The sequence below is a fragment of the Nostoc sp. DSM 114160 genome (assembly GCF_053470305.1).
This window is the reverse complement of the sequence record NZ_JBPFGO010000001.1, coordinates 1,082,685-1,104,461: the sequence shown is the minus strand read 5'-3', so window position 1 is coordinate 1,104,461 and position 21,777 is coordinate 1,082,685. Positions and strand designations below refer to the sequence as shown.

Sequence of the window (21,777 nt, the reverse complement as noted above, 5' to 3'; positions counted from 1 at the left end):
GCCTCAAAATTCAGTTGCAACCTTGCTACTTTTACCCCTTATTCTAATTAATTGAAGATAGTTTTACATTACTCAACTAATGATTGTAGAGGAATGGAAAATTGTCTGCGACTTTGAATAAATATAATTACAACACCATTTGCAACCACGACAAAGGCAGAAGGAATAAATGGCAACCATAGCCCTTGTTTTAATAGAGCGATCGCACAAACTCCATATAATATGACAACTGTCACAAAGATCGTGCATCCCTGATGTGAGAGCGATCGCACCCGCCAAATAATCAGACTCCCAACTACAGACCAGCCGCATATCCAGAGAATATCGCCCCAGTAAGGCAAAACCCCAAGAATTGGACGTTGGTCTAAAACTGCACTCAAAACTTGGCTAATCATTTGTGCTTGTATAAATACCCCTGATATTTCTTGGTAATCTTGTTGTGCAGTACTGTAGGGAGTTGACCAAGTATCGCTGACTGTATTAGCTGTCACTCCAACGATAACTACCTTATCTTTAAATGATTTACGATCGAATTTATTACTCAATACATCATCAAGGGAAACTCTCTGATAATCTGTATTACGGTAATTGACAAGTATTTGATTTCCGCCTAAATCAACTCCTTGTTGATAGGCACCACTGCGACTAGGTTTTAAGCGTTTAAATACTTTAGAGCCAAACTGTACATAATCTTCATTAAATTTAGGTTTAATATTTTCATAAGATAAGTAACGAGTAACTAATTGCAACGAGAGCGAATAAGGCGTTGTACAAGTCGAGGAAGGCTCTTGTGCCATCATCAAAATTTGGCGACGGACGATACCATCAGGGTCTTGAATTGCATCAGTAAAACCCTGACGTTCTATAGGTACGTCTTTCGGAGGTTTAACACCTTGGAGATCGTATTTACTATCGCGGCTTTTGCAGATAACAACAACGTTTTTTTTATTAAGTTCAGTCGGAAGTTGTATTAGATTTGATTTGTTTGGGGGGTCAGCTAAGTCTCTATAAATATCCAGTCCAATAACTCGCGGTTGATATTTTTGTATTTTGTTGAGCAATTTAGCTAACGTACTATCCGAAATGGATTTCAGTCCTTTGGTGATGTCTTGTCGTGATTGAATATCTTTTTCAGTAATTTCTACAATTATCAACCTTGGATCTGGATCTTCCTTGAGTCCCAGCCGTAGCATTCGATCGAAAGTTTGCAGTTCGATTTTCTCAAAGACTCCCAAGTATCTCAAACCTACCGTTGAAACAGCCACAAGAAAAGTACTAAGTAGTACATTCCAAAACTTAGATTTTGATGTCGCAATTTTACCTTTTCTCGAAACTTTACCCACAAATTTAGTATTATCCAAATTACCACGTAGTTCTTGCCACGTAGTAGGAACAGTTGTAGGATTTTGACAGATGACTGGCAACCAACTGGCACAAGGAAATTCATTTTCCAGTCCTTGAAGTCTTTCTCGCGCTTCTCGCACAGCCAAGTAAAATGGTTTGCTATCTGCAAAGGCAGTAAGAAAGTTTTTTAAAAATTCCTGTGCGATTAAATCTGGCACTCCTTCCCGCATTACAATCATTTGGGGAATGTTTAAATCCGCTAAATTTCGTCCTAAACCAATTCCGTCACAAGAGTTGAAAATTGCTAGTTTCAAACCGCGTCTAATTGCTGCCTTTAGTCCATTTTTCAATTGCGAAATTGCTAAACTTTCTGTTTGATTGATGCAGATTTCTCCAATCTCTCCGTCAGCAAGACTATTGCTATGTCCGGCAAAAAATAGAATATCCCAATCCTGATTCCATAAATACTCATCAAGTGTTTGCCGTGTTGGTTCTATAAGAAAGGTGGTTTTAGCATCTGTTAAACCTTGTAACAAAGAGGCGTCTTTTTCAATATCAATACCAACTCTATTGCCTAGAATTGCTAAAATTTTGACTTTACCTGTAGGAGATTTTTGTAATAGCTGAGGAGATTCATACTCTTGATTGCTCAAAGCTAATTCCGCATTCGGATAATCTTCAAAAAAATTCCATAGATGCCAAGGCAAGCGATGCAGTAGAACTATATTTGTTTCAATAATTACTCTAATTTCATCATGACGACTGAGTAGAGTTCGCAACTGCCGTTCAATATTCTGAAATGACTCAAATTTCAACCAAGCATTGATATTTGCTTGTAGCTGTTGACACACTTCATCGAAGTCATTAACAGAAATATTGGTTATGTCTTGTGAATGTACTTTTATCCGTTGATTTTTACGATCGAGGCGTTGATGAACTGCTGCGTAGAGTAACTGCCATCTGCGGTAGAGTTCGCTTAGTTCTGGTGCTGGCGGTAGACTCCCTGTTAATTTCACGGGTACAAATTGGTTATGACACCAAAGTTGAGCCGTGACAACAGGAAATCCTTGATTTAAATCTCCTCCCAAGAAGCTGAAGACAACTAGCTTACTCATAAGTTAAGTAGACTTTGCCATTCGTGATTAACTAATGATTAATCAACAGAAAGCATTCTATTTATGCAAAAATTCCAAAAGAAAGTGTAGTATCAAGACTACACATGATAGGTTTATTTCTACCACGTTGTACTAGCGATCGCTTCTTTCTCATCTGAGTATAGAGCAGTAAGAATCGAAACTTAGTACTAATCCAAGAAGCTACGCTTATTGTGATTATTTAGCAATTTATTGATAATAAGTCGCTCTTATTGACAAGATTTATTCGCCTTGCAGTGGCATCCATTCGATGTTCCTTCTATACTAGAATTACGTTGTGCCTATCTCAATGCTCAACTCGCTATTTGATATTTTTCTATAAGTAAAATGTTCCCAATCAATACCAATTTGACACTGCTGGCTCCTCATAACTAAATTATGAAATTTTCTGTTATTTGATAATTATTTAGCTCGATCTGGATGCTGAAACATTCTCCCACTTCCCCATCAAAGAGTTTTAACTGCACATAACTATCTTGAATTCTTGCTTGTACTTCTTGAAGTATTTCTCCTCGATCTGAAAGTAAAACTAGCTTGATATTAGCAGGTAAGTAAGGTTGATTACAAGCTGGATGTAGTTGGACGCGAATCTTAACTTGTTGGTTAGCTTCTGGTATTAAGGCAACTAATAAAATAACTTTTTGAGCCTCTATTTCTATTCCCAAGTCAATCAGCTTGGCGCGTTTGATCGCGGCAGCATTTAACCCGGAAGAAGTGCGGAAATTAAAAGCTAGGCTACTGGAGTTTGGCTCAAAAAAAGTCTCTATAGCTTGCCAAGAAGCATCATAAATCTGCTCCAGCCAACGACTGAGACTCACTTGTACTTGTGAAAATTGCGTAGGCGCAGCCTGTCGTAGATATCGCAGCCTTTCTTGGTACAAACGCTGCCGCCACTGCTCATTTTCTAGTAGCACTCCCCAAGTTGTAAATGGCACTGCAAGTCTCGGAAATGTTACAGAGGAATTACTTAACTGTTGCACAAGATTTTCTGCTTCAACAGTCGATAATTCTGGTAGTGGAGCGATCGCACCTTTCATCTCTTCTGTTCCACAAAATTGATAGGTCATCCAAAAAGCATTAAGGTCTTTAATTAAGTGCCGTGCATCTATACAATAAGTCCTATCTACTTGGTCATAGTCTGCTAGTGATTTAAGTTCTTGATGGGTTATATAGCTCCAAATTCTTACCCACTCCCCATCTGCTGTAACTTGCACTGCTAAATAATAATCTGCTGCCCAACTAGGAATGTCTACCCATTCTTGAGGAACTTCTAACTCGCTATCATCAATTGCCTCGCTAGGAATTAAAACGACTCGCTTTTGGTTTAATAAAATTGCTGTACCATTGACAAATTCCCAAAAAGCAGGAATACCAGGGGAACTATGCCAGATACTTGCTTCTGGAACATATTCAGCTTTTACCCAATTCAAAAACCCATAAAGGCAAATTTGATTCATGTAAGCACGCCAGCGACTGCTAGGTGTGGCGTACATTTGGCTTTCTTGCCAAGAACTTGCCTGTAATGATGGTGATATTTCTAACAATAGTTCCTGCGGTTCTGTAAAAGCGAAAGTCATTTTTACTACCTCATCCTTCATAATCTCAGCGAGATTCCCCATACTTAACTTGCAACCATTCTTCCAAAGCGGTACTCATATTATTAACTAGGTTGGAAGTCACAGAAATATTAAGCGTATCCTGACTCCATTGGATCAACGCTGAAAGCATTGATTCTCTGGCTTTGAGCAGTCGGCGAGAAACAGTAGGCTGACTAATTTGTAGGTGTTCTACAATCTGTGGCTGAGTTAACCCCTGTTGGTAGTAAAGTTTAAGTATTTCCTGAGTTTTTACCTCCAGAGTTTGTATTTTTTTTAACAAAACACCTGCAATCTGAGATTGTTGATTTTGTTGGTTTTGGGCATCCTCTTGGGCTATTATCTCTGCAATTAATGAGTCAGAGGATGGATCTGGCAAATCAAAAGTTGTTGTGGAGTCATCTTCTGATATTGCCAAATTTAAAGAACTAACAAGTGGATACAGATAACCACGCACGTATACAGATGTCTGGGTTAGCCACTGTTCCATTTTCTCTCTCGTGCATTCTGGAGTAGGTTGAGTTAACTGATTTTGGCGATCGCGGTTGTAGAGGTTGACAATAGCTTCCCAAAGTTGAGGTTCTGGTTCTGGTAGTGACTTTGTTCCACCTGGTTGGTTTTGAACATACAGTTCTTTGAAACAAGTCCAGGCGAGTCGATATTGGGCGATTAGAATCGGTGATAATCCAGCTTGAGTAAGAGCTTCTAATAACTGCTTTTTGCTTACTTTGCGTAACAATGCCCAATTTGTGCAAATATCAGCTTCCTTGCGTTGGCGTAAAATATCTTTTAGCCGACTGGGAACTGCCATAGTAGCATAGGTTTTTAAGCTAAAGCATTTTTCTAGATTAAAATTTTTGAGAATTGTTTCAATTTCAGCATTCGCCATTTGAAAATAATCTGCGAGGCTATGTTGACCATTTGTAAACTTGGCAATTGTTTTTTTAGCAGCCCAATAATTTGGTTCCTGTAAATAAGCAGATAAATGCATTCTAGCAAGGCTATTAGATTTCTCTCGCCAGCATTTGTGCCAATGTAACGCCCAAAAATTTTCTGAGTTAGCGACGAATGGTGAAGACTCCAAGCAATTTTGAATATTTCGATGCAGTTTGATATCAATCAACCATTTGCTGAATCTGTCTCCTTCCAACTCAACGAAGGTTGAGAACATCTCGATAATTTTTTGACGAGGACGCATAAGCAGTTAACAATTTCAATTTATTATCTGAACTTAAGCAACTATCAAAGCCGCAGATAGCTCTGTAGACAATTGCAAGATACTGGTTTGCTAATTTGCAATTCAATAGCGCACATATTTTATTCCTTGATGTTTTTTGAAGATAACTATACTCATATTCTGTTGAATCTAGATAATTTAGTTATTTTAAAGTTAAATTGGCATAAAAAGCGATTTTAAGCGTTGTATAAATGCGGCATAACTCGAGTAAACACTGGTTGAGAAGGTCTAGCAAGATATTAGACCTCTTGCAAAAGTAACTTTTGCACTCTTGCGGTCAAAGGGGAAAGGTTTTTTTATTCCTTTTCCCTTTCCCCCAAACCCAATTCCCTACAAATGCCAAGAAGTCTATTGTCTCTTAACTTTTTGAAAATTACCTTGCCAATTTCCGTGTGTCGAAAAGTGTTTATCGATTAGCGGTTATATGTTCATAGGCTCTATTTGAGTTAGAAGTATAGGCATATCATCGACTCCTGCGTTTGTAATTATGGGTTCAGTAACTATAGTTGCGAACATATACCTAATCAAGTCTTTTTGGGAATACGCCCTTCGGTATAGTTTTGACTATTTACTTTTCCTAAATCCCTAAAAAATGGGCGAACCGGGAATATAATTATTTTTCACTCTAAACTATTGAGGGATTTTAAAACCCCTACAGTAATGTAGGGGTTTATTAGCATTAGGGAAATCTTTTGTCTCTTCGACTTGGATCTTCTAACATACTTTCTGCTTCCTTAACTTCTGGTTCGTAACCACAGTTAATGCAGTGGTACAGCTGAACGCGCACCCTTTGGTTATTCTCATTTACGATCCAATAAGGTGATGGGCTGTAACATTTGTAATGACAACTAGGGCACGGATATTTATAGTCATGCATCAGTTTTGGCGATCGCTCTCGACAACTCCCGAAACAACATATTGGCAACCTTGGAACTGAGTTTAGCCTGCAAGTGTTTACCATTAAGGAGTTGCTTACCGGAAGCATCAACATTTTTTTTGAGTTCAGCTTTATATAAAGCAATTTCTTCACCAATAGGGTTATTGGGTAAGCGACCATCAATTTCAATTTTGGTAATCACATACTGCCAAAAGTTCATTCGGCATAAAGCACTACCACTACCTTTCTCAACTAGCTTATCGCCGGACTGCTCCAAGACAGTACCCATGCCTAGCCTGAGTTTAAAACCGTCGCGGCTGCGGTTGCGTTTAACCCGCTTCACGTCACCAGGGAGAAACTTGACTACAGATTTACCATTTTCGCGGGCGATCTCTTTCTTCTTAACTTCCCTGACCTCTCGCTCAATCAACTGTTTACCATTGGTCAAAAACGCTTCAAAAGGATAAATTCGACTTAGCAGCCGGGCACGAATCCTTAGTCCAAATTTGAACTGGTCAAAGACGTGGTTATAGGTTTTGAATTGTTCGTGGTTGACCAAAGGCGACAGCAATGCTTCCAAACGCTGCTCTTCGAGGTCGATATCACACAACCAATCAGCATGAAGTCGGACAATCGGATCTATTTCTAGCCCAAGTTTTACCGCTATTGATTGCTGGTATATTTTGGTTATGGATTTATAAGTTGGTGGATGCACTTCTAGCTGACGCTGTGCTAACCAACCCCATAATGGCGGGACATTTCCCACTTTAGTACTCTCAGTTTTACTGTGAGCTTTTTCTGGAAATTGCCACGCCAGGGCCTGGCGGGTGTAGTTAACTATCGGTGACTGAACGCGGTTAAGGTGTTCGAGTTGCTGTACCAAGGAGCGCAGTTCATCAATCGGTTCGGGACGGTGCATTAGAAACTGACGCCCGTTGAGTTCTCCAGTTTCTAAATAATTCTCTTGGTCTAAGGCGTATGCTGCCATCGCTAAGGCATCGGCGGCATCGGATTTATTGGGTAGGTTTTTACCGCCGCGATAACGCTTGAGTTCAACGTGTCCAACCCAGAGGATTTTGATCTCTAAGCTTTCTAGAATTTGTGCCCAAAGACGTGAATAATGATTGCCTGTTGGCTCCAAAATGGCGACATCAGGATTATTATTTCTCACATAATCAGCAAAATCAAAAGCTGATTTTTGATTGCTTTTCGGCTTTGGACTAGAGTAAAAACTAGGGAATAAGTTCGAGGCTTTAGTTCTAGTTTTTTGCCAATAGTTCTTCAAACCTCCTACTGGGTATTGGGTTAAAATATGGCAAGTGACTGACGACTTGCTAACATCAACTCCCAAGGATGTAATTGATTTAATTGTCATGGTTCTGCCGAGAATTGGGATTTTTAGTATTCGTGGTGGCATACGAATTGATTTGAAAACCCAGTTTGACGCTTGAATCCCCTAACACCCCACCAACAGAGGGGCGCGATTCACTCTTAACGCTGGGTTGAACCCGGTAGCTCTAGAGTTGGTGCGCTTGAAAAATACAACACCCCATAAATGGAGGTGCGATTCAGCTTTAACGCCCCACTCCCTAGAAACAGTGGGGCGGGTGCTTTGGACACAACCCGCGACGGTGGAGAAAGCCACCGTTTCGGCTACTGTGTCAGGTAGCCCACGCCGTAGCGCGATCGCAATTACGATTCATCAGGCGGTTATAGGCTTTCGATAGTGGTGATAATTATCGCTGCATCTTGTTGCAGTATTTCTTGAGTGTCTTCTGTGGAATTTTCACATTTTGAAATAAACTCAATTAACTTTTCTAACTGAGTTTTAGCCCTAAGTAATTTGTGCCATTCAATGTAATAATCCCATGCTGGATCTGGCTGGGGAACTTCTAAATTTTCATTATTCATAAATTTCATCTTCATCAAATTCCTCATCATACCCAACTAATGAATATGAGTTTTCTGGGTCAATTTTGTTAAGAATATCAACCGTTGCACGTCCCATTAAGACATCAAAAGCTGAGTAGCCACCCTCCGCGATCGCACTCTCAACTTTCCTCATTTTGAGAGCTTGTTGAAGCTCTGGAGTTCTGAGGCGCAAGTCAACGTCATCAATGGAGTTAATTGGCGGCGGCTGTTCGTTACCGTCAACCCATCTCTCGATCTGGCTTGTCAAAAATTCCTGCCAAGCCTCGGCGCTAGGTGGTTGGGGTGCAGTTTCTAAAAAGTCGGCCAGTTCTTTACTGCGCTGGAAGCCTTCATCACCACACTGCATAGACTCAACCCACTCGTGACTCATAGCGAAACCACCTTTATTCATTGTTTCTGTTGCCACTTCAAGCGGTGAGGCGTTTCTGTGGTGGGCAATGAGTTGACTGATGGCAGTAGCTTGAGAACTTTTGAGCCGTTCTAAATCGATAATCCACAAGCTTTTACCCTCAAAAGCATCCCCTACGCGTTCCATTGGGAACGGATCGCGCATGGGTATCATACCGTCTGGAAATAAATCTAAAATTGGCTCGTAAGGACTGCCGGGTTTGAGTTTTACCCAAGTATCGTGTTTGGTCATTAGTCCATGATTGTGTGCTATTTTTTACTTGTTTGGAACGATTTTTTTTAGCTGCGATCGCGCCATCTCCTGCCGCGATCGCAAAAAAATTGAGCTATCCTTGGTTAACTCCCTGGGCTTGGGGTAGGTCGTAAACTACCTCAAATATTCCCCCTCCCTGACGCAGAATGCTGGTGTAGGCATCGGCATCAGTGCGGCTACGAAGTCGAGCAACACAAACATTTTCCCCACTGGGCAAGCGTCGGAAAATCGCCCAAGGTCTTAGCCCATTGCTGTAAGTCATAATCTAAATTCCTAATTTTCAAAAAAACACTCTTCGCTTGCTCTCCAGCCTGCGCTGGTGCAACTTTATAAATGAGAGGTGTTGTGATTAGTGGGTTTATTGCTGCATAGGCAATACCTCCGTATCTAAAAGACTACGCCCCCAGCGCACTTGATTAATCAGCGCTTCGATTAATCCCTCTCTGTCGCCCACGGGCAAAGAGCTATTAATTTGATGCCCCACTACATAGATTTCATCGCGGCATCTGCCGGGAGCTTGATCGCACAATTGAATGGCGATCGCACTAATTAAAAACAGCTTCTCGCGTTTGGTCATCTGCTCAAATGTCGGCCCGTACTCCTCCTGGAGCGATTCCAGCAAAGAGCCGTCGTTTAGGGTGTAGTTGGTAAAATATCCGATCGGCTTGCTCATTGGTACAATTTCCTCAATGCAAATAATTCGTAGAGTGGCGATCGCTATCCAAAATCAGGGATGGTAGGCGATCGCCTTTTCAATTACTTATTTCTCCTCCTTTGGCTCCTCCTTCTCAATCAGTTCTTGGACTGTGGTTGTCATCTGGTTTCCTGGGTTGTTGATTGTGCAGACATCAAACATCACCGCGCGGCAAACTCGTTAACCGCGCTCAGTTGTCTGGTGATTACAGGGTGTTTCCGCGCCGGGGCTTACGCAGTGGCGCGGGTGCTTGCTCCGGTGATGCCCTCACAGGCTCAATGGCAAAGGTGAGGGGGGAGCGAATATATCATCTAGCAATAGTTGTTCGTACAAGAATAAAGATAGTATACTGTACGAACGTTATCTCTTGTCAAGCGTTCGTACATATAAAAACGTTCGTACAGTAATATAGGAAAATCAGATGGGAATTACTAATGATGGCGAAGCCGAAAAAAATAGAAAACGAAATAAGGGCAACAATTCGGATCAGCGAGGCAGACTGGGAAGCGTTCGCGGCTCAAGCTCAGTCGATGGGGCTGAACCGATCGGAATTACTACGACTGATAGCTCAGGGCAAAGTACCCCTGGGGCAACTATCGTCTGGGACGGAGAAAGTGCTGCTGGTAAAATCCTAGAGCGCCTTGAACTCCTTGAAAAAGCATTTCGTACTTATGTAGGCGGTCACCAGCATCGTCTTGAGGCGCGTCTAGGAGAGAGTAAGGAGTTTGAAGCATCTTTCACAGAAGAGGTTCAAATATTAAAGCAAGAAATCTATAATCTGGCTGTTAACCCAAAAAAATCTGAAAAACCAGAAGAACCTGAATAAAACCGTCCTGCCTACTGTGGCTTGGGCGGTTTTGTTTTGCGATCGCGGTTAGGGGTTAGGGGTGGAGGGGTGCGATCGCGGTGCAGCTTCCTTGTGTGTGTTTTGCGATCGCAGCAAATGACTTATGACTTATGACAAATGAAAAAATCAAAAATCTCATCATCAAAAGTACTTCGAGCTAGAAGCCTTGCTGTATACGAACTAGAGAAGCTTTTCGACTATATCCGCACCGTTGACCCAGAACTCGAACCCGACCAAGCGATCGTGCTGACAGCATACCTCTTGGCTGATTTACCGAAATTATTTCAACAAAATCTTGAGTTATTCGGTCGGATAAAAGAGATAGCAACCACGGTCAAGCTTAAAAATCGCGCTCCTAATAACCAATGAAGAAACAAACGATTTATGTTGCTCTTGCCCTAAACCCTGATAAAAATGGGCTTGTTGCCCTGTGCTGGCACGCAGACAAGAATAGAGCCGGCGATGTCGGCACAGCACTGACTCAACAGAACGCGCTTGCTTTTTTCGGTGTTACCAGCTGTGAAAATGCTGATTTTGAAGCAGATTCCAGCTTCCCCGATGACCACTGGTTGAACGCAAACAAGACTTAGAAAAAACCAAAAAGCCACCCAGATTTACAAGGTCGGTGGTGGCTCTCTGTGAGAATAACTAATAATATCATGACAGAAAATACTCTAAAAATCAATCTTCCGTGGACGGAAGAACACGAAGCATACTGTTACAAACACCATATTCCACCAGCTGCAAAAATTCTCTGGCAGTGGCTAATGAGACAAGGGCAAATTGCCAGCGAGATCGAGCCAGATTTATCAGAATTTAATGCTTGGGTAGCCAAGACCAGAGGTAAACCTTATGCTCATAATTACCTCAAAAAGATATTTGAAATACTGGTATCATGCCGGGTTTTACAAGTAATTAAACAATATTCTTGGAAAATAACCAAGTTACTTGTAAGACCTCTGTCATGGTTAAATCCACCTAAGAAGCCGCGAGAAAAAAAGTTATATAACCATAACTCTAGTTACAATTCACCCCCCTCAAATGATATCTCTGCCGAACAGGGGTTAAACAGCAGCAGCAATAGTATTACTCCTACAACGGCCGAATTTGAGGAGTTAGAAAGACAACACGAGATACTGACCGCTTGTGCTGAGTACGAAATATACTTCGATCCAAATAAACGAACAACAAGACATCTCTTTGAGTTTGATATTGAAGATATTCGCAACGCTTTAAAGCACTTTGTTAAACGTGGTGGACATCAATCTGTCCGTGATGCTCAAGCATGGTTAATTGGCTGTTTACGTGAGTGTTATTGGGCAGATAATTCACTTGATTTATCTGGATTTATTGAAACTTTAAAATCTTGGTTCCCTAGTAACCTGCCAAGGGATTACTAGGGAATAACTGCATAAAAAAACTGCTTCCTCCTGGAAGCAGCGACCATAATAACCAGTTTGATTATGAACCAACCTACACTTTTTGATTTACAAGCTTTCACTAAGGTTGATACCCCTGTTTACGTTCACGATCCAGCTTGGGATGAAGAAGAAACTGCGCCCCAACACCTCCAGACAGAACAGAGGTGGAACCCTGCCCACTTTGGGGAAGTACCCCGCAAGTTAAGTGACAACGGACAACTGACAATTTTCTTTGATGACAGTGACGAGCCACCAGACCCAGACGATTTTAAAAATCTGGATGATTACGAGCAAGCCTGGGGGGATTGGGAATTACGTGTTGGGGCGCAAGTTACATCTAGCACAACCGTAGAATCATGTGTTGGGGCGCAGGTATCACACGTTACCGAAAAAACTGCGCCCCAACACGATACCCACTGGGTAGAGAAGTACTGGGTTGAGCGGTCAGGTAATAAATACTGGTACTACCGTTATTGCTGGATGCAGGGACGGAAGAAAAACCGCCGTTACCTGGGTAGTGTCGATAGTCCCAAAGCCAAACAGAAAAAGACAGACGTAGAAATTGCGATTAGCGACGGACAGTCACCACAGGAGATTGAAGAGTTGATTCGCTCCTGGCGCAGCCAGAAGCGATCGCAGTCCTAAACCGCCGCAATTCATCCCAGCGTCGGGAAGTAGTCGAACCATTACGGCTGTGCTGATTGGGGTGAAACTCTGCAATTCTGGATTCTACAAAAGAGTCGATGGCCCGTAAAATCATCTGTTGATCCATAACGTGACCAGAGTCAACGGCATAGGCGTATTCTAAAATTTGTTCTGCAAGTACGACTGGTACGCGGATAGTTTTGGTCTTGCCATTGTTCCAAGCTGGTTGCCAGCTGGTGCTATTCTTTCCCGGAGGCTTCGCCATAGCTGTTTCTTGAAAGGCCTGTGTCAAGGCAGGATACAGCGTTTTTACTTTAATTGCAATTGCTACCCCTGCTCCCTTGTTCCCAATGCCCAATGCCCAATGCCCAATAAAAAGCGATCGCACTTGGTCAGAGGTGAAAGTGCGATCGCTTGCTAGTTGTTTTTGAAATTTAGGATATATAAGCTTATCCGCTCGTTTCATGCTTTGTCCAAATTCGGATAAACCCGATCGACTTCATCCCATGCCTGGTTAGTGAGATTTTCCAGTGCCATAGCCAAATACACAGGATGGTCATATTCCCCTTTCTGCAAGCGCTCGAAGAAGATTTCGATTTGGAGGAATAGCAGGTTGGGGTTCATAGAGTTGCGATCGCGCTTTTGACTTCATCAAGTTCAACATCGATATAAGGGTCAAGCCCTTTATTGTCACGGTGTCCGGTGATTTTGCGAATCACATCTTTGTCAACAGAATTTTTCCGCAATCGGTTCACCAAGCTCCGGCGGGTACTGTGAGTTGAAATTCCCTTGGTAGTCATTCCTGCCTTTTGGGTGGCCCGCTGGAGAATGTTGTAGGCATTGCGCCAAGTAATTGGCTTTGTGCCGCAGCGCGAGGGGAAAAGCCAACCGGAGTTGTCAGGCTCATATCCTTTGAGAGATTCCTTCAAAGCTTCATGAACTGGAATCTCCACAGTTTCAGCTGTCCCGTCCGGTCTGTGCTTTCTGACCATTGCCGGAAAAATCAGTACGTCCTTGGGTTGGCCATTGCGATCGTAAACATCTTCAGTTTTCAGTTGAACCAGTGCCCCCCAGCGCTCACCTGTATACCAGGCTAAATCCATTAGTAATTTATACTTATCGGTCTTGACTTGTCTTTTGATTTTGACAAACTCACTATCTGAGATGACCGCGGCTTTTCCCTTTCTGTTATTCTTTGGCATAGATATAAAAAAGAAACTTATAGTGTTCCGCTTTTACCTGGTTCAGAGGTAAAAGTGGAATTTCCTAAATATTCACTATTAGTAAATATTCGCTCAATCCTATTCCCAGTAAAGGATACGCGTCGTCAGGATATATACCACTTCTACATAAAAGTGGAACATTTACATGATTTTCTAAAGCGAATACAACGGATTTATTCACTTCACAAAAATCTGTTATGCAACCTGGAATCACTGATTTATTTGGCCCGACTGCAACATTCTCTGGGACTCCGAAAGTATTAGAAATTCCTCTAAGTTCTCTGACTGCGCTTACAAGTTCCAACCCTACAGCATTGGAAATTTATGCAGCCATCGTTCAAACTGCTCACACTTGGATAAATGCCAATACAGATACTTCGGTAATGGCAACTAGTGACTTAACTATCAGCTCTCCAATCACTCGAAATGGGGTTGCTAAAACGCAGTTTCAATTCTCAGAAAGGTTCTTCGGAACTTACGCCGCTCCAACCTTCGATCCAAACGCTGTTTAAAAATTAAAAAATGGCTAACTCAACAGATCCTAGAGGTTGCGCGGGTACTTGGTATTTAGATGATGGCTGGTCGGGTAGTCCCTCATCTGATGGGATGGATGTCGTTGGTGGATTTGAGCTAGATGATCCTACTTGGGTACAACTTGGCGGTGGCACTGGCGGCGGCTCGGCGGAGCTAAGAGCCACAGGTACTGATAATAGAGTTTTATTGTCAACTCCAGGGCTTTCCGCCTACCCTCCAGCGCGGATTTACACGAAATCAAAATCTTTTACAAAAACAGATCCAAGTTGCACCAGCAATACAAGCTATCAAGAAAAATACGATTGCATCAACGGTCAATGCAAAATTTCTACTACTTACAATACCCCAGGACTTTATCAATCTTTAGCAGATTGTCAGGCTGCTTGTGCAAATGGTGGTGCTTGCGCTTCGGGCAAGCAATGCGTAGACCCCACAACATTTATCCCTAGTGGTAAAGTCTGCATCGATCAAGGTGAATTTGATTCAATTGAAGCTCTAATCTCTAAAATTGGTAGCGAGGTTTGTTGATGTCTACAGAAGGTCAGTCGCTGATATCCTCGTTATCAAATATTAGTAACTGTTCGGGGCATCAATGCAATTGTTGCACTGAATTGCAATCACAAATTACTAATTTACAAGCACAAATACATTTTATAAACGAAAGATTTGGAGCAGTTGAAACTTTACTTGACAATACGGCAATCAAGGCTGAACACCTTCAAGAACAAATCGATCTACTTGTACTCGTAGATTTGGCAGCAGCGTTGTTTGCACTGATTATGCCAGAAATCTTAGCTGTAGCTGGCCCAGCCATTGCCGGGATAGTAGGAAATGTTGTTCCAGTTGCAATAGCAGCAGCACTAGCTGGCGCACTCAAAGAAATCACAGAGGCAGTAAGCTTAGGAGGAGAAGAAATTGCCGCATTAGGTCGCTCTGCCAAAAGTGAGGTAGAAGGTGTTGGTAGCAGTATCAAAGGCGAAGTTGAAGGCGTTGGCAGTAGTATCAAAGGCGAAGTTGAAGGCGTTGGCAGTAGTGTAAAAGGTGAGGTTGAAGGTGTTAGTAGCTCTACTAAAGCTGAAATTGAAGCGACGGCTAGGAGTGCTAACGCTGAAATTGAAGCAACAGCTCGTAACGCTAAGTCTGAAATTGAAGCAACTTCAGTTTCGGCAGAAACTGAATTAAAAGGTGTTGCTGATACTGTCAAGAATGAGGTGAAGGCAACGGCTGAAACTGCCGAAACTGAACTTAAAGGAATTGCTGACTCTGCCAAAAATGATATTAAGTTAACTGCTGAATCGGCAGAAAGTGAGCTAAAAGATATTGCCAACTCTGCAAAATCCGAGGTGAAGGCAACGGCTGAAACTGCCGAAGCTGAACTTAAAGGAATTGCTGACTCTGCCAAAGACGATATTAAATCAACTGCTGAATCCGCCGAAGGTGAACTAAAAGATATTGCCAACTCTGCCAAAGATGAGGTGAAATCAACGGCTGAAACTGCTGAAACTGAACTCAAAGGTGTTGCTGATACTGCTAAAAGTGATGTCAAAGCAACTGCTGAAACTGCCGAAACTGAATTAAAAAGCATTGGTGACACTGTTAAAGATGAAGTGAAAGCAACTGCTGAATCGGCTGAAACTGAAATTAAAGGAATTGCTGACACTGCCAAAGATGACCTAAAAGCAACTGCTGAATCGGCTGAAGGTGAGTTAAAAGGTATTAGTGATTCTGTTAAAGATGACTTGAAATCAACTGCTGAATCGGTTGAAGGTGAGCTAAAAGGTATTAGTGATTCTGTTAAAGATGACTTGAAAGGTATTGGTGATTCTGTCAAATCAGACTTACAAAGTCTTGGCGATTCTGTAAAAACTGAACTCTCAACAGCTACCAAGTTAGCGGAAGCTGAACTAACAAGTGCGACTCAACTTGCAAAAACTGAACTTGAAAATACTGCCAGACTTGCAGAAACTGAATTGGAAGCAGTTAAAGCAGCATCTAGTGCGACTAACCCAGCATTGATTTCTACTTTAGCCGGATTGATTACTTATGATTTAGTTAATTCAGGTGTCGTCGGGCAATTACTTGGTAACGAAATTCAGAGTAACGCCAACATTGATGCTCTAGCGAAATCAATTAATGATTTACAAAACGAAATTGAAAATAAACCAGATAAACCAGTGCAAATGTCAACGATAACCGTAGACGTATTTGAAAGATGCGACCAAAATAATAATCCTGTTTATGGTTCAAGAACTGTTTCAGTAATTCAAGGAACCGAGGAAGCTGAAATTTTAAAATTTCAACAAGAAGCTATTGCTAATGGCGCTACTTGTAGAATTGGTTCTGGTAACGGTTTCGCCAATCTTTTAAATGAAGTGCGCGAAATCGGGTCAATAGTCGTAAACGCATCTGAGCAAACACTTAACACAGTTTCAGCAGGATTTAATGGACTCCAAGACGATGGAATCTTATCAGAAAGTAATTGGAAATACCACCCTGCCAATATATCACTCAAAGCGGGGACGCTGGCAAATCCAGTTGACGCAGAGACAGTAATTAATAATCAAAATCCCACAACAGCGGCAACTTTATCTCAACAAATAAATACAGAACTAACAAACTTAGACACTAATATTCAAACCGCAATAACTAACGCATCTACTCAAAGAGCAGAAGAAATTCAGCAGTTAACTACTCCTGATTTTAGTTGGGAGGATTTAACGTGAGTGGTGTTAGGAACTGGGCACTAATTCGCCAAGGTTTAATTAATGGCACTTCTTACAATGCAGAAGTCAATGCACACTTCGGCGATACTTCTGCTGATTCTGGGCGTAACGCTGCAAAAAACCTGTGCTTGATAACTTCTACTGACTCAATGCAAATTGCTGCACAACGACAATCATTCTTTTATCATCAAGTTTTAAAAATCCAAAACAAACCAACTATTATTGGCAAGCCAAAAGTCGATGTAGATGCTGATGTAACTTATCATCCACAAGTTTTTGTTAGACTTTGGCAAGATTCTACAGCCGTGCCACGTGGGAAATTTCCCAAATCTGCGGAATTTTCTTATCGGGGTCATGGGAGAAACTAGCGAAACTATTACCAATGAAAAGTTAAATAATTATGCAAGACTTGTTTACACTGCTTTTTTTCAAGACCAGTTTGTAATTAACAAAGGCAAATACATCGGCTGGTACACTTCACCCACTGATGGGCTACATTTGCAGCTTTACTGCATTGATGAAGCAGAATGCTCTCGTGTAGCTCAGGCAATTGTTTCTAAACTAAACAAAGCTTGGAGCGAGTCACTGTTCAAAATTACCAAGCCAGCCAGGAGCAATACCGTCTCCTCAAGCGATACAATCACAATTCTTGGTGAAACTAAGCAGCGTCCACAATGGCGACCAAATTGCACTGTGCGCGCCACAGAAGCCTGGATTTCTTTATGGGCAGAGGCAGAAGAAATTCCCTTGATTGCGAAAACAAATGGCACGTTCAGACCAGTCATCAGATAAGCGCCTAGTTGCTAATTGGCTCTTATCATGTGTGTTTTTTGTATGCTTTCTTTAGAACCCTATAGGGTTCCATATACGTAAGACGAGTGTTTGTCAATAGCATAATAAAGTACACGGTTAAATAAGTGTCTATTATGACGAAAAAATCTTACGTATTGGCTTCTGGTGGCGTGCAGTACGCTTTGCATTTATCTTCTGATTACGATGGAATTAAGGATGCGTGCGGTCTAACTGACATGCCTACGCCTGTTCCTGATAATGTTGTTGACGAAACCGAATCTTCTATCTGCCGCAAAGGAAAGGCTATTAAAGTATCTGTTGGGCTGGAAAATGGTAAGCGCAGAAAAGTAATAGTAGGTAGTACAAAAACAATTAAAGGACTGATCGGCAAGACTTATGGAAGTAGTGTAATTAAATCTGCTTCTGTTGTTCAACACATCAGATTAGGGTAAAACCTTACCGTTTAATTTAGGGCAACATCTTAACGTTTAGTATTAAATTAGGAATAAAAATATGGCTTTGCTTGCAACGCTCGAAGTTCAATTCCATGTTGGTTCTGGACAAAATCAGACTACTCAAAAAGCATGGTTTTTAGGCGCTAAAGGTGTTTATGCCGATGCTGATATGGCTACAGCTACAGGTATAACTGACGTAACCAATACCCTAGCCGGACAAGTACCGCTACACGATGTAGATCAACTTTTGTTGCACGGGATAATTCGCACCGTAGAAGTTGATTTGGGAGGTTCTGATAATAAGATTGTTGGACAAAGAGCAATTAGGTACTCTGGTTTAAAATCAGCAACAATCGAAGCAGATATTCTTGGTAAAAAATACGCTGGTGGTAAAAGTGCAAAGTTCAATAATACAACTGTTAAAGAAGTTATTGAACGCCGGAACAAAAGTTTTGTTTAGTTTTTAGATAAAGACAAACAAAAATGGATTTATCTACTGGTTGGACTTCTGTAGGGAATGGTAGCTTTAGTTCAGCCAGTGGCTCTATTCCTTTATTTAGTGTTCCTGGTTTTCTTAATTCTCAGATTATTGGGATTAAGATTTCAACAATTAATGCCAAATCCAGTTGGTATACGGGAGGCTGGATAGAGCAAAAAATTCTGACTGAGCTAGATTCTACCCCTTGGATTACTTTTGCTAAGAAGCTTGAGATTGGAGGAAATATTATCTTTTTTCCTCAAGCCATCTCTAATTACTCAATAGATATTAGTTTTCCAGTTTATTTCAAAACTGTATCTGTTGGTGTTTGGATTCGGGAATAACAACTATGAAGTTCATGCTTGAATAATATTTGCCCCTGCCCTTTCCACCAAATGATTGATTTAAAAAATTCTGTAGACTTGCTTTTGGGAATATTTGCACTAGTCGCTATTGTGTATAGAATTTCTCATATGGAAGCTGCAATTTATCGAGAAATTGATAAAGTTTCTGATGAACTTAGAAAGGAAGTCAATTTAATTCAAATGGATTTTGCTGTACATGAAGCTGATTATAAAGTTCGTAAAGAATGGCAATTTGAAGTTGCACACGGATTAAAACAGATGATTAAGCATAAGTCCAGCAGGTTGAATTTTCACATTATTGATATTCAACGCCACTTGGAAAAGCAAACTGGTTTCATTGTTCGTTCCCAACCTGTAGCTGACCCAGATGAAGATGAGAATGAACGTTAACTCTATGATTCTGAGTTAAAAACTTGGGAACACTACAAACACACTTATTAGGACTAATTGAAATGTCTAAGTCAACTCTTAATATTCTTACTACAGTTCTTGGGCTGGCTGCTGGTGCTGCTACCTTCCTTGGGAACATTGGCGTAATTAACCACACTGTCGCTGGCACTATCGGCGGGATTGCTACTGCTGCTCTCGGCTACTTGGTACAGCAACCAGCAGTAGAGGAAAAACCTCAAACACCACAGCCACAACCCCAAAAGTAACTCTCTGGGGATTCAGCTTAAAGTATTTTAATTAAATCGATTAAATCAACTTTTTTGAGCTAACCGCACGTGAGTTTAAAAGTGAGAAAAATCAAACTACTGGCTTTGATATTAATTAGTTTGGCAATGGTGTTGTGGTTTAATTTGCGTTTTTCAACACCGTCGATACCCACTATTGCAGCTTCACCAGCAAAAACTATCCGCTACTTTGATCGCACTTTGCCCCAAAGCATCGCTCACATCGTGTTAATTCCAGCTAATAGCAAATTTTTGGTGACTCCTGCGATATCACAGAAGGTAGCCACTGTAGAGGAATTTGCCCAAAAGCATCGAGCCGTGGCTATTTTGAATGCAGGATTTTTCGATCCAGCCAACCAAAAAACTACATCTTATGTTGTCCGCCAAGGAAAGTTGATAGCCAATCCCAAGGAAAACGAGCGGCTGGTGAACAATCCCAACTTAAAACCTTATTTAAGTCAAATATTCAATCGCACAGAATTCCGTCGCTACTTATGCGGGCAAACTAGCCGCTATTCCATTGCCCTACACAATCAGTCACCACCAGCAGGTTGTCAGTTAGTTGATGCGATCGGTGCTGGCCCGCGCCTATTACCAGAACTCACCTTAGAAAAAGAGGGCTTTATAGATAATACCAATAAACGAGATGCCCTTGGCAGCAACCAACCCAACGCCAGAACTGCCGTAGGTATCACCCGCGATGGCAGCGTTATTTTAGTTATGGTGGCTCAAAAACCCTTGGCTCCCGCGAATGGAATATCTTTGCCAGCATTAGCTGATTTGATGAAAACTCTTGGTGCCGATCGAGCGATGAATTTGGATGGAGGAAGTTCGTCTTCGCTTTATTACAACGGGAAAACCTTTTACGGAAAGGTTGATTTAGAGGGAAATTCTATCAAGCGTCCCTGTGAAGTCGGTTTTGCTGGTTCAGGAAAAATAGGGGTTATGGGAATTATACCTACCTACTGGTAGATTTTTTCCATAGCACCAATCTCCGAATCCAAATTGAGTCACAATAATAATAGGCAATCATTGAAGGTGCTTTTATGCTTCGTCTAACTCAAATTATTCGGAACTTGTTCCTTCGTATTGAAGGCTTGTTTGGTGTTTTATTCCAAAGTATTTCTAATTTTTTCGGAAATTTATTTGGTTTTTTTGCCAAGCTTTTCGGATTCTCTCAGTCTGGTTATTTCTTGGAATCCGATCGGGTGCAAGGCGTAAATCAAGTTTCAACTAAACAGCCAATTGAAACGAATCGGGATAACACTACTAAAATTTCTGCCCCTAACCGCCGTCGTTCTAATGCCAAACTTGATGACTACTACCTCAACATGGCTCGTGATGTGAAAAAGAACTAACAAAAGCCATAAATTAGATTTTTCTCTCAGATTTTTATTAATGACTGTTCCCTATACTAGTGGTCTGTCCTATTAGTTACAAGGGGTGAATAAGTTTGTAGTAAGGACTTTAGTCCTGGATTTTTAAGCACGCTTTGTGCTTACTACAAACTGATTATATTTAATGGAACAGACCACTAGGTAGTGTGAGGTCGCGAAAATCATTCAGCCATAATTAACAGATGCGTATGTGCGTAAACATCGCACCTTTCACAAAAATTTTGTCCAGTTTGAGGCTGGACAATAGCTAGAAATATTTTTGAGCTTAAATATATACTTGGTTTTTAACTTACCAAGTCAACTAAGGCGTTGCTTTGGAAGCGGACTATAGATGAAACTGAGCAGCCGCGATAATTCTCAGAGGTGAATACTGATAGTGTAATATTGGCTTGACCTGGATCTAAAATGCGTTTTACCTTGCAGATTTGCATTTTATTGTTGCAGTAAGCAATAATGCGATCGCCAGCCTTGACTTCCAACGCTTGAATTTTCAATTAATACCAACCTTGCCAGGAATTTGCTTTGTTAAAGGAAAAACATATTGCTATATCTCAGCCGCTTAACAATAGCAATGTTCTTCTAGTATAGCACAAAAATTAAGGATATCAATGCTATCAATTTAATCTTGGTAATGTCAAGTTGATTCATACTGCAAATACTAGTGCAAAAGGTAGGAGGCAGAAATTTATCTGTTGCTCTCAACCCTATCTAGTTCCAAGCCACCAAATC

General features: G+C 41.3%; 30 protein-coding genes. 18 read left to right on the top strand and 12 right to left on the bottom strand.

The annotated features are described in order from the left end of the window. Nucleotides 1-68: 68 nt before the first annotated feature. The 4 genes from NSTCB13_RS05215 to NSTCB13_RS05200 all read right to left on the bottom strand — a co-directional run bounded on the left by NSTCB13_RS05215 (nt 69) and on the right by NSTCB13_RS05200 (nt 7,582). Nucleotides 69-2,459, bottom strand: a complete 2,391-nt coding sequence (locus tag NSTCB13_RS05215; RefSeq protein WP_448271585.1) for a CHASE2 domain-containing protein — start codon at nt 2,457-2,459, stop codon at nt 69-71. Between the two features lie 410 nt (nt 2,460-2,869). Continuing rightward, a complete protein-coding gene (locus NSTCB13_RS05210; protein WP_448271584.1) occupies nt 2,870-4,075 on the bottom strand; it encodes a DUF1822 family protein in 1,206 nt (401 codons plus the stop codon). 25 nt (nt 4,076-4,100) lie between these two features. Then, entirely contained in the window at nt 4,101-5,291 is a 1,191-nt protein-coding gene (locus tag NSTCB13_RS05205) for a sigma-70 family RNA polymerase sigma factor (RefSeq protein ID WP_448271583.1), read from the bottom strand. A 908-nt stretch (nt 5,292-6,199) separates the two neighbouring features. Continuing rightward, nucleotides 6,200-7,582, bottom strand: coding sequence for an IS110 family transposase (locus NSTCB13_RS05200; RefSeq protein WP_448271582.1), 1,383 nt, complete (start codon nt 7,580-7,582; stop codon nt 6,200-6,202). A gap of 127 nt (nt 7,583-7,709) precedes the next feature. Between NSTCB13_RS05200 and NSTCB13_RS05195 the strand changes: the two genes are divergently transcribed. Continuing rightward, complete coding sequence (locus NSTCB13_RS05195) at nt 7,710-7,934, top strand: hypothetical protein (RefSeq protein ID WP_448271581.1); 225 nt, start codon at nt 7,710-7,712, stop codon at nt 7,932-7,934. Here NSTCB13_RS05195 and NSTCB13_RS05190 read toward each other — a convergent pair. From NSTCB13_RS05190 to NSTCB13_RS05175, 4 genes are all read right to left on the bottom strand, one after another. After that, a complete protein-coding gene (locus NSTCB13_RS05190) occupies nt 7,918-8,118 on the bottom strand; it encodes a hypothetical protein (RefSeq protein ID WP_448271580.1) in 201 nt (66 codons plus the stop codon). The two genes, NSTCB13_RS05195 and NSTCB13_RS05190, sit on opposite strands and share 17 nt — an antisense overlap. Further along, nucleotides 8,111-8,779 (bottom strand): hypothetical protein, encoded by a 669-nt coding sequence (locus NSTCB13_RS05185; RefSeq protein WP_448271579.1) that lies wholly within the window; start codon nt 8,777-8,779, stop codon nt 8,111-8,113. The genes NSTCB13_RS05190 and NSTCB13_RS05185 overlap by 8 nt, the downstream gene beginning before the upstream one ends. A 94-nt stretch (nt 8,780-8,873) precedes the next feature. Next, complete coding sequence (locus NSTCB13_RS05180) at nt 8,874-9,062, bottom strand: hypothetical protein (RefSeq protein WP_448271578.1); 189 nt, start codon at nt 9,060-9,062, stop codon at nt 8,874-8,876. 96 nt (nt 9,063-9,158) lie between these two features. Beyond that, complete coding sequence (locus tag NSTCB13_RS05175; protein ID WP_448271576.1) at nt 9,159-9,473, bottom strand: hypothetical protein; 315 nt, start codon at nt 9,471-9,473, stop codon at nt 9,159-9,161. A 442-nt stretch (nt 9,474-9,915) separates the two neighbouring features. Here NSTCB13_RS05175 and NSTCB13_RS05170 point away from each other — a divergent pair, with 442 nt between their 5' ends. From NSTCB13_RS05170 to NSTCB13_RS05150, 5 genes are all read left to right on the top strand, one after another. Then, entirely contained in the window at nt 9,916-10,320 is a 405-nt protein-coding gene (locus NSTCB13_RS05170) for a hypothetical protein (RefSeq protein WP_448271575.1), read from the top strand. A gap of 138 nt (nt 10,321-10,458) precedes the next feature. Then, on the top strand, nt 10,459-10,710 hold the full coding sequence (locus NSTCB13_RS05165) for a hypothetical protein (RefSeq protein WP_448271574.1): 252 nt from the start codon (nt 10,459-10,461) through the stop codon (nt 10,708-10,710). Further along, entirely contained in the window at nt 10,707-10,931 is a 225-nt protein-coding gene (locus NSTCB13_RS05160) for a hypothetical protein (protein WP_448271573.1), read from the top strand. Before NSTCB13_RS05165 ends, NSTCB13_RS05160 begins: the two co-directional genes overlap by 4 nt. A 69-nt stretch (nt 10,932-11,000) precedes the next feature. After that, nucleotides 11,001-11,741, top strand: a complete 741-nt coding sequence (locus tag NSTCB13_RS05155) for a hypothetical protein (protein WP_448271572.1) — start codon at nt 11,001-11,003, stop codon at nt 11,739-11,741. Between the two features lie 63 nt (nt 11,742-11,804). Continuing rightward, nucleotides 11,805-12,407, top strand: a complete 603-nt coding sequence (locus tag NSTCB13_RS05150) for a DUF4102 domain-containing protein (RefSeq protein ID WP_448271571.1) — start codon at nt 11,805-11,807, stop codon at nt 12,405-12,407. Here NSTCB13_RS05150 and NSTCB13_RS05145 read toward each other — a convergent pair. Genes NSTCB13_RS05145 through NSTCB13_RS05135 form a run of 3 tightly spaced genes read right to left on the bottom strand, consistent with a single transcriptional unit; the run spans nt 12,331 to nt 13,609 of the window. Then, the gene (locus NSTCB13_RS05145) at nt 12,331-12,873 is read right to left on the bottom strand and encodes a hypothetical protein (RefSeq protein ID WP_448271570.1); all 543 of its coding nucleotides are present in this window, start codon (nt 12,871-12,873) and stop codon (nt 12,331-12,333) included. The genes NSTCB13_RS05150 and NSTCB13_RS05145 overlap by 77 nt on opposite strands. After that, the gene (locus NSTCB13_RS05140) at nt 12,870-13,031 is read right to left on the bottom strand and encodes a hypothetical protein (RefSeq protein ID WP_448271569.1); all 162 of its coding nucleotides are present in this window, start codon (nt 13,029-13,031) and stop codon (nt 12,870-12,872) included. The genes NSTCB13_RS05145 and NSTCB13_RS05140 overlap by 4 nt, the downstream gene beginning before the upstream one ends. Further along, a complete protein-coding gene (locus NSTCB13_RS05135) occupies nt 13,028-13,609 on the bottom strand; it encodes a tyrosine-type recombinase/integrase (protein WP_448271567.1) in 582 nt (193 codons plus the stop codon). The genes NSTCB13_RS05140 and NSTCB13_RS05135 overlap by 4 nt, the downstream gene beginning before the upstream one ends. 218 nt (nt 13,610-13,827) lie before the next feature. Here NSTCB13_RS05135 and NSTCB13_RS05130 point away from each other — a divergent pair, with 218 nt between their 5' ends. The 12 genes from NSTCB13_RS05130 (at nt 13,828) to NSTCB13_RS05075 (ending at nt 21,009) form a co-directional block, all read left to right on the top strand. Then, on the top strand, nt 13,828-14,142 hold the full coding sequence (locus NSTCB13_RS05130) for a hypothetical protein (protein ID WP_448271566.1): 315 nt from the start codon (nt 13,828-13,830) through the stop codon (nt 14,140-14,142). 10 nt (nt 14,143-14,152) lie between these two features. Continuing rightward, the gene (locus NSTCB13_RS05125) at nt 14,153-14,692 is read left to right on the top strand and encodes a hypothetical protein (RefSeq protein WP_448271565.1); all 540 of its coding nucleotides are present in this window, start codon (nt 14,153-14,155) and stop codon (nt 14,690-14,692) included. Beyond that, nucleotides 14,692-16,887 carry a hypothetical protein gene (locus tag NSTCB13_RS05120; RefSeq protein WP_448271563.1) on the top strand — a complete coding sequence of 732 codons (2,196 nt, stop codon included), beginning with the start codon at nt 14,692-14,694 and terminating at the stop codon, nt 16,885-16,887. The genes NSTCB13_RS05125 and NSTCB13_RS05120 overlap by 1 nt, the downstream gene beginning before the upstream one ends. Next, nucleotides 16,884-17,255, top strand: a complete 372-nt coding sequence (locus NSTCB13_RS05115; protein ID WP_448271562.1) for a hypothetical protein — start codon at nt 16,884-16,886, stop codon at nt 17,253-17,255. The genes NSTCB13_RS05120 and NSTCB13_RS05115 overlap by 4 nt, the downstream gene beginning before the upstream one ends. Then, nucleotides 17,242-17,679, top strand: coding sequence for a hypothetical protein (locus tag NSTCB13_RS05110; protein ID WP_448271561.1), 438 nt, complete (start codon nt 17,242-17,244; stop codon nt 17,677-17,679). The genes NSTCB13_RS05115 and NSTCB13_RS05110 overlap by 14 nt, the downstream gene beginning before the upstream one ends. 134 nt (nt 17,680-17,813) lie before the next feature. Beyond that, the gene (locus NSTCB13_RS05105) at nt 17,814-18,131 is read left to right on the top strand and encodes a hypothetical protein (RefSeq protein WP_448271560.1); all 318 of its coding nucleotides are present in this window, start codon (nt 17,814-17,816) and stop codon (nt 18,129-18,131) included. Nucleotides 18,132-18,192: 61 nt separating this feature from the next. After that, complete coding sequence (locus tag NSTCB13_RS05100) at nt 18,193-18,594, top strand: hypothetical protein (protein WP_448271450.1); 402 nt, start codon at nt 18,193-18,195, stop codon at nt 18,592-18,594. Between the two features lie 23 nt (nt 18,595-18,617). After that, entirely contained in the window at nt 18,618-18,956 is a 339-nt protein-coding gene (locus tag NSTCB13_RS05095) for a hypothetical protein (RefSeq protein WP_448271559.1), read from the top strand. Between the two features lie 51 nt (nt 18,957-19,007). Then, the gene (locus NSTCB13_RS05090; protein WP_448271558.1) at nt 19,008-19,367 is read left to right on the top strand and encodes a hypothetical protein; all 360 of its coding nucleotides are present in this window, start codon (nt 19,008-19,010) and stop codon (nt 19,365-19,367) included. A gap of 62 nt (nt 19,368-19,429) precedes the next feature. Further along, nucleotides 19,430-19,633 (top strand): hypothetical protein, encoded by a 204-nt coding sequence (locus NSTCB13_RS05085; RefSeq protein WP_448271557.1) that lies wholly within the window; start codon nt 19,430-19,432, stop codon nt 19,631-19,633. 81 nt (nt 19,634-19,714) lie between these two features. Beyond that, nucleotides 19,715-20,623 carry a phosphodiester glycosidase family protein gene (locus NSTCB13_RS05080; RefSeq protein WP_448271556.1) on the top strand — a complete coding sequence of 303 codons (909 nt, stop codon included), beginning with the start codon at nt 19,715-19,717 and terminating at the stop codon, nt 20,621-20,623. Between the two features lie 74 nt (nt 20,624-20,697). Further along, on the top strand, nt 20,698-21,009 hold the full coding sequence (locus tag NSTCB13_RS05075; RefSeq protein ID WP_448271555.1) for a threonine dehydratase: 312 nt from the start codon (nt 20,698-20,700) through the stop codon (nt 21,007-21,009). A gap of 323 nt (nt 21,010-21,332) precedes the next feature. Here NSTCB13_RS05075 and NSTCB13_RS05070 read toward each other — a convergent pair whose 3' ends face one another. Then, nucleotides 21,333-21,542, bottom strand: a complete 210-nt coding sequence (locus NSTCB13_RS05070; protein WP_322716912.1) for a hypothetical protein — start codon at nt 21,540-21,542, stop codon at nt 21,333-21,335. Nucleotides 21,543-21,777 lie beyond the last annotated feature (235 nt).